Genomic DNA, 7,132 nt, shown 5'->3' with positions numbered 1-7,132 from the left:
TCTCTATAGAGATTATTATCTGTTTTTAAAAAACGAAGCGTCGATCGTATCCCGGTTGATGCAAATTGTTGAGGAAGTGGATGCGGAGGCCCGGAACCGATTGAGCTTAAACGAGATTGAAACGCTGTGCGCGCCGTTGGACGTGACTGAAGTCACGGATTTTTTGGAAGGAAAGGAATTGTTGAAGGCGGCCATGAAACGCTTTCTGAAAAAAATGGGTCAAAGCCATCAAACGAACGGGTAATAATATGAGGCCGATCGTGTCGGATTGCTTTTTGTCGGGATTTGAGTCGCAGTTCCGGATGAAAGGAATCCCCGTCAAGAGTGCAAAGAGGCATTCTTTTGATAAAACAGGATTTTCCGGAATCTGACCGGAATTTCATCTCTTTTCAGGAGTCATATGATATGGCCGATTTTTCTGGGCCGCCAGTGAGCGTGGTGGTGCCCAACTACAACTGCGCGCGCTTCCTGGGCCAGCGCTTACAAAGTATTCTGGACCAGACGTACAGTGATTTTGAGTTGATTCTGCTGGATGACGCCTCAACCGATGATTCGCTTGTCGTGATTGAAAAGTATGTCTCCGACTCACGGGTCCGGATCCATATCAACGAGACCAATTCCGGCAGTCCCTTCGCGCAGTGGAACCGGGGAGTGGACATGGCCCGGGGCGAGTTTGTCTGGATCGCCGAGGCCGATGACCTGGCTGAAGTGAATTTTCTGGAACACCTGGTGCCGCTGCTGGATTCGGATCCCCGCCTGGGCCTGGTTTATTGCCAGTCGCGGATAGTGGATGAGAGCGGAATAACAGTTGATGAGGCGCCGCCCTTCCTGGAGCGGTTATGGCCGGGGAGGTGGCAGCGATCTTTTCGCAACTCCGGGCGGGACGAAGTGGCGCGCTACCTGGTACATCGCTGTACCATTCCCAACGCCAGCGCCGTACTGTTTCGCCGCCGGGCTTTTCTCGATGCCGGGGGCGCGGATGAATCCATGCGTTTGTGCGGGGACTGGATGACCTATGTGCGCGTGTTGCTGAACCGGGACATCTGTTTTTCGGAACGGGCCCTCAACGCCACGCGCTGCCACTCGCAGACAGTGCGTTCTACCATGAGCGGGAATCCCCGGGAGATCGAGGAGCGTTACCGTGTCCTGGAAACCGTGTTGAACGGCGTGGACGTATCCCTTATGGACCGGTTCCGCGCCCGCCAGTCGCGCATGTACCTGTGGGTGGACCTGGCTGAAACGAAAGGCTGGAGATTGTCTGATCCGGGCATGGAACGGATCCGCACAGTCGCCGCCCGGGTCGATCCCTGCTGGCGGGCACGTTTCTTTGCCAAGCGTTTGCTGTATCGCCGTGCTCGTGTTCAGGATCAATTACAATGAAAATTTTAATGCTGACGGATCTTTATCCCGAAGCACAGGAGGCGGACCCCTCGGTTTTCGCCCTGCACCGCTTCTGCCGCCAATGGGCGCTTGACAACCAGGTATGGGTGCTGCGCCCGTATTGCACTCCAAACTGGAGATTGCGCAAGCGGTCGATGCCATCCCGGTGGCAACTTGAGGGGGTGGACGTGATGAGCGTTGCGGTGCCCAAATTTCCGGCCCGGCCCTGGTTTTTTTCGGGATTCCTGCAACGGGTCATGAATCGCATTCAACCCGACGTCATGGTGGGCCACCTGGGCTTCAATCTTTATTTGGCCGCGCGCCTGGCGAAAAGAAACCGCCTGCCCCTGGTAGCCGCGGTACACATGGGCGACCTGGTTCACGGGCCGCGTATGCTGGGAGAAACGCGCTTGAAACGCGTTTTTCAGCAGGCGAACCGGTTGGCGCCGCGGTCGCTGGCGGTAAGTCGTCGGCTCTTGAAACGTTTTCCCGAACTCGAGTCCCGTAGCCGGACCGCCTGGTCGGGCCTTGATTCCGCGGGTTTCCGTTCAGACGCCGCAAGAGAAAACCGGCTGTGTGAACCACTGGCGGGACAACCGTTGCGCATCATTACCGCCTGCCGGTTGACCAAACTCAAAAACGTGGATGTCACGTTGCGAGCGCTGGCCGGACTGGGTTCCACAATCAGCTGGGAGTTGATCGTGGCCGGGGACGGTCCGGAGCGGGCTCGGCTGGAAAGGCTGGCCGTGAAGTTAGGAATTGCCGCACGTGTTACGTTCACCGGCTGGCTGGAACGCTCCCTTTTGCGGGACCATTTGTCTCGGGCCCAGCTGTTCGTCATGGTCAGCGCGCCGGAAACGTTCGGCCTGGTTTACCTGGACGCGATGGCAGCCGGATGCCTGGTGGTGGGGGCAAAAAACGAGGGAATAGACGGCATCGTGAAGCATCAGCGCAACGGCTGGTTGTGTCCGCCCGGGGATCCCGACGCCCTGGCGGCGGTATTGCGGGAGGTCGATTCCCTCGGTGCGGATTCCCGGCAACGAATGGCGCGGGAATCACGACGCACCGTGGCGGCGCTCACCGAAGAGGCGGCCGCGGGAAACTACCTGGACATATTACGCGAAGCGGTAAACGCGGGTGAACGATAATTTGAACATACTGCTGGTTGCTTATTACTATCCGCCTCCCCACGGGGCGGGGACCGGGCGGCCCGAGTTCATGGCGCGCGCCCTGCGGGAACGCGGGCACGAAGTGACGGTCCTCACCCGTTCCTATTCCGGCGACAAATGGGAAGTGGAAACCGTCCGGGTTCATGATCCCTCTTACAACTGTCATCGCCGGGGATGGAGGTTTGCGGTGTGGCTGGCCCGCCGCCTGTGGGTGGAGACGGCTGATTCCCTTGGATCAACGCAAACCATCCTGTGCGCCTGGTATCGCCGGGCTTTGCGCGCCGGCCGCCAATGGGTGGACGAGAATTCGCCCAATCTGGTGATGGCGACCTATCCGCCGGCTGAAACCCTGACCCTGGGCGTGGAGTTGGCAAAATATGCCGGCTGCCCGCTGGTGGCGGATTTTCGGGACGGCCTGGTTTTCGAGCCCGTAGAAGGGGTGCTGCCCCGGCGCTTTCCGCAGATCCAGCGCAAATACCTGGAGCTGGAAACAGATGTCCTGGATGCGGCGACCGGAGTGATGGCCGCGCATCCAGCGCTTGCTGACTATCTGAAAGACAGGGCTCCGGGCAAACGGGTACTCTGGATGCCCAACGGTTTCGACCCCCGGTTAATGGTTCCGGAATCTCCCCAGGCCGGGAGAGCGGGATTCCACCTGGTGCATACCGGGCGTTTCGGGCTGTCCGACCCGGGATGTGACCCGTCCCTTCTGGTTCGGGCAATGGCAGAAATGTCTCCGGGTAAACCGCCTTTTTGCCTCCACCTGGTGGGGAAGCTGTCCCGGCGCGAGCGGCGGTTATTCCGTCCCCTGGAACGAAGCGGTCGGGCGCGGGTACACGGTTCGGTGCCGTTGGAGGTCAGCCGCGCCTGGCAGGTCCACGCGGACGGTTTGCTGCTGGCGGTTTCACCCGCCCGTCCCTCGGTGATTCCGGGAAAATTGCTGGAATACCTTCCCATGCGGGCTCCCATCCTGGCCCTGGCTCCGCCCGGCGCCGCGGCAGGCATCGTTTCTGAATGCGGCCGCGGCTGGGTGGCGGATCCGCGGGACCCCGGAGCAATAGAAACGGCATTGACAGAGATGATCAGTGGAAAAAAACCGCCGGGCAAAAGGGATGAAGCCGCAATCGCGCGCTTCGCGCATCCGGGGTTGGCGCGCGAGCTCGAAGCGTTTTTGAAGGGGATAGTAAATACGGGCAAGGGGTAAGGGGCAAGAATTCAGTCGAAAGTTAAAAGTCGAAAGACAGAAAGCAAAAAAGCGAATGTTCTGTCGCCTGTCTTCCCGTTACCTTTTTTAGCTACATTGATCTTCGTAGAAAGTTGAAGGTAGAACGCAGAAAAAAACTGTAGGAGAACTCAGGGAGAATATGTAGGAAGGTCCTTGGAAGATCTGTAGGCAGATCTCGGGAGCATCAGTAGGGGGGTGCAGAAATTTTTGCAGGGTTTTTGCTTTTCACTTTTCACTTGAACTCAACTCTTCAACTTTATCAGTCTTTTTCGTCAGTCGATACACGGAATAGTAGAGCGGGCCTTTCTGAAAAATAAACATGTGATAAAACGGCCGGGAAAAGAGGAATTCCGTCTTGGTTCCCGGGACGGCGCCTTCCGCGCGGCGTTGTTTGTAGTCGACATCTACGAAGTAGAAGGGAATTTGCGGATCCGCTTCTTTGATCTGCCGGGCCACGATTTGGGGAAAGGGTTCGTTGCGGTGAAAGATGCTCGAGTCAACCAGGCCGTTTAAATCAATGATCCGCCTTCGGGATTCAAAGGCGATGGCGCCGATATCCCAGAGGAATACGCGGGCGTTGCGTGACGTGTTTTGTTTCAGCCAGCGGCCGATGTAAAGGTTGACCCGCTTTTCCGATTGGATATAGTCCCGGGTGGCGGGATAAACCCAGATCGCGGCCTGGATGAGGCTGACCAGGATGGAAGCGGCGACCAGGCCCCGGCGCAGGCGGGGATATTGCCGCGTGGTTGCCAGAAAAAGCGCGACCGTCAGGGGAAAGAGTGGCACCAGATAGCGGGTGTGGACTTTGACTCCCTGGGCGGCGAACAGCAGGACCAGTATGAGGCAAAAAAAGAGCATGTCCCGCCAGGGCTTTTCCAGGCGTCGCGACACCGCCAGGGCCCACAAGGCCAGTACCAGGGCCGCGATGTCTACGGGTTGAAGCGTAAGCACGGTTTTCTCGAGCGCGTTCCAGGCCGCTTCCAGGGAAAAACCGGCCGCCTTGGCATGGGCGGTGTTGGGAAACCATTGCCCGAATATCAACCTGGCGGCGACGAACCAGGCCGCGGCCGGTAACACGCAAAGGAGTGCCCGGGCAGGTTGTTTCCGCCATGCCAGCAGTCCGGCCCCGGCCAGGGTCCATGCCAGAAGCTCGGGACGCAACAGGGGAAGAAGGCCCAGGGGCAGCCACAGCCAGGTTTTGTTTTCCGTCCATGCGTAAAGAAAGAGGACGGCACAGAGCAACGCGGCCGTGGTCTCCATGCCCGAGAGCGACCAGCGCCACACCCAGGGGTTGAGGAACATGAGCAGCAGGCCCATGATACCGGCGCTGAATCCGAAACGCCGGCTGGAGAACAGCCAGAAGATCCATGCGGCCGCGGCATAGAGCAGGAATGACAGCAGTTTGGGGAAAAAGTGGATATGGCCGGGCTGGAAGCCAAGTCCCAGCAGGCCCAGCCACAGGGGTGAAGTAAAGCCGTAGGAAGGTTCACCGGAGTTGAAAGCCGGCAGACCGGTCTGGTTGAGATTGCGTGCGTATTGCTGGTAGATATAGTAGTCGTCCGGGCAGAAAGACAAGTAGAGCAGCGAAGAAAAAACCAACACACACAGGAGCAGGGGCGGTGCCGTGCGGCGCCAGGAAAGGCTCATGAGCTGATTATTGCATTTCCGTATATAAAAAATCAAAGCCGCGATTGGACAGTTGTTTCCCCTGGCCTATAATGTAAAAGTCTGCATCTTATCCGGCAACCCCTGGAGGAGTTGATGGCTTTACGGGAAATCGCGGCTTCATCGCGAAAGTTATGCATCCTGCTCGTGCCGCTTCTCCTGGTGGTCAACCTTTTGCTCTATTCCGGCACGCTGGGTTTTGATTTCCTCAAGGACGACCACGTGCTGGTGGAAAACAACCCCAGAGTAAAAAGTGGAAAAGTATTTCTGGATACGTTGGGAAAGCGCTTTTTCGCGTTTCCCGATTTTGCTTTCCTGCATTACTGGCGTCCGCTTACGTTGCTGTCGTATCGGGTGGATTACCTCTTGTGGGGGGAAACCCCAAACGGCTTCCACCTGGCCAATGTGCTGATCAACGCGGCGGTCACGGTATTGGTGTTTCTCTTCTTCCTGGCCTGGGGTGGCCGGGCGGTTCCCGCTTTCCTGGTGGCCTTGTGGTTTTCCCTGTTCCCGTTGCACGCGGAGAACGTGGCCTGGATCTCCGGGCGCCCCGACCTGTTGGCCGCCCTGTTTGTGCTGGCGGCGGCTCTGGCGTTTCTGCGGTTTCTGGATGCGGGGGGGACAAAATTTCTGCTGTTCACGTTCCTGTTGTTTATGCCCGGTCTCCTGGTCAAGGAAAACCTGGTGGTTTTTCCCATCATTGCGTTGATCATGACCTTGATGCGGGGACGTTGGCGGCGGGGACGCCTGCCCCTGGCGGGCCTGGCCCTGGTGTCCGCCGTCTTCGCCTTAATGCACGCGATAATCTCGGGTTCCGGCGGCATGCTGGCGCGGGCGTCTTTTTCCCAGGTCCCGATCGTGTTTCAAGCCATCGGCGTGTACGCGCGCATGATCCTGGTTCCCATCTTTCCGGATCCCTATTTCACCATGGTCCAATTTGAGTCACGTCCGCTGGAGTGGGTGGTCTGGGCATTGCTGGTTTTGTTCATCCTGGCAATCGCGGTGTGGAAAAAAGACAGGTGGGTCTATACTCGGGGAGCCATGGGATTCCTGGTCCTGATGGTACCGGTATTGAACCCGGTGCTGGTGCCGTCTTATCCGCCGCTGGCCATGCGGTTTGTCTACCTGCCGGCTGTGATGGGCGGAGCCCTGCTGGTTGACCTGGGGATGCGCCTGGGACGCAAGTGGAAGCCCGTGTTGATGGCGGTCACCGTCCTGTCGGGAATTGCCTTGTACTGGGTCAATATGGTGTACCAGGACTATTTCCGCAATGACGAAGCGTTCTACGCACGCCTGATTTCCAACCATCCCTCGGACGGATCACTGTATCTGCCTTTGGCCCTGAAACGCGCCAATGAAAAACGATATCCGGAAGCGTTGAACCTGGTGCGCCGGGGGGTTGAGATCTCAAAAAACAGCCGCTGGATGGATGTCCGCGAGATGGCGGCTTTGCTCGAGGCCAATCTCTTATTGGTGACAGGCGAACCCGAAGCCGGGTTTCACCGCGCGCAACGAATTGAACGCGAAACCACTCAGGATGGCATGCGATTCAAGGCGCTGATGATCATGGCCAAGTACCACGAAATGCGCAAAGAATTTGCAGAAAGCCTTGCCGAACTGGACCGGGCGGAAAAACTGGGTAGCACGGCGGAGTTGTTTCTGCAACGTTGTCTGGTGCTGGCGCGGATGGGGC

The 7,132-nt window shown here is 58.1% G+C and carries 5 protein-coding genes; 4 read left to right on the top strand and 1 reads right to left on the bottom strand.

Annotated features, from left to right (window positions below; genetic code table 11):
* Nucleotides 1-405 precede the first annotated feature (405 nt).
* The 3 genes from ENN40_05120 to ENN40_05110 are packed head-to-tail and all read left to right on the top strand — an operon-like array spanning nucleotide 406 to nucleotide 3,753.
* Complete coding sequence (locus ENN40_05120; protein HDP94727.1) at nucleotides 406-1,380, top strand: glycosyltransferase; 975 nt, start codon at nucleotides 406-408, stop codon at nucleotides 1,378-1,380.
* Entirely contained in the window at nucleotides 1,377-2,528 is a 1,152-nt protein-coding gene (locus tag ENN40_05115; GenBank protein ID HDP94726.1) for a glycosyltransferase family 4 protein, read from the top strand. The genes ENN40_05120 and ENN40_05115 overlap by 4 nt, the downstream gene beginning before the upstream one ends.
* Nucleotides 2,518-3,753 (top strand): hypothetical protein, encoded by a 1,236-nt coding sequence (locus ENN40_05110; GenBank protein HDP94725.1) that lies wholly within the window; start codon nucleotides 2,518-2,520, stop codon nucleotides 3,751-3,753. The genes ENN40_05115 and ENN40_05110 overlap by 11 nt, the downstream gene beginning before the upstream one ends.
* 246 nt (nucleotides 3,754-3,999) lie before the next feature.
* Here the strand turns inward: ENN40_05110 and ENN40_05105 are convergent, their stop codons facing one another.
* Nucleotides 4,000-5,421 carry a hypothetical protein gene (locus ENN40_05105; GenBank protein ID HDP94724.1) on the bottom strand — a complete coding sequence of 474 codons (1,422 nt, stop codon included), beginning with the start codon at nucleotides 5,419-5,421 and terminating at the stop codon, nucleotides 4,000-4,002.
* Between the two features lie 114 nt (nucleotides 5,422-5,535).
* Between ENN40_05105 and ENN40_05100 the strand changes: the two genes are divergently transcribed.
* Nucleotides 5,536-7,132, top strand: a 1,597-nt coding sequence (locus ENN40_05100; GenBank protein HDP94723.1) for a hypothetical protein, incomplete at its 3' end; no start/stop codon positions are given.

This window comes from Candidatus Aminicenantes bacterium (genome assembly GCA_011049425.1).
In the GTDB taxonomy this organism is placed as follows: domain Bacteria; phylum Acidobacteriota; class Aminicenantia; order UBA2199; family UBA2199; genus UBA876.
This window is presented reverse-complemented; position numbering and strand designations above follow the sequence as displayed.

Bases quoted from the DNA above. Each gene is read 5' to 3' on its own strand.
- ENN40_05105 (HDP94724.1), bottom strand. From the start codon at position 5,421: ATGAGCCTTTCCTGGCGCCGCACGGCACCGCCCCTGCTCCTGTGTGTG.
- ENN40_05120 (HDP94727.1), top strand. From the start codon at position 406: ATGGCCGATTTTTCTGGGCCGCCAGTGAGCGTGGTGGTGCCCAACTAC.
- ENN40_05115 (HDP94726.1), top strand. From the start codon at position 1,377: ATGAAAATTTTAATGCTGACGGATCTTTATCCCGAAGCACAGGAGGCG.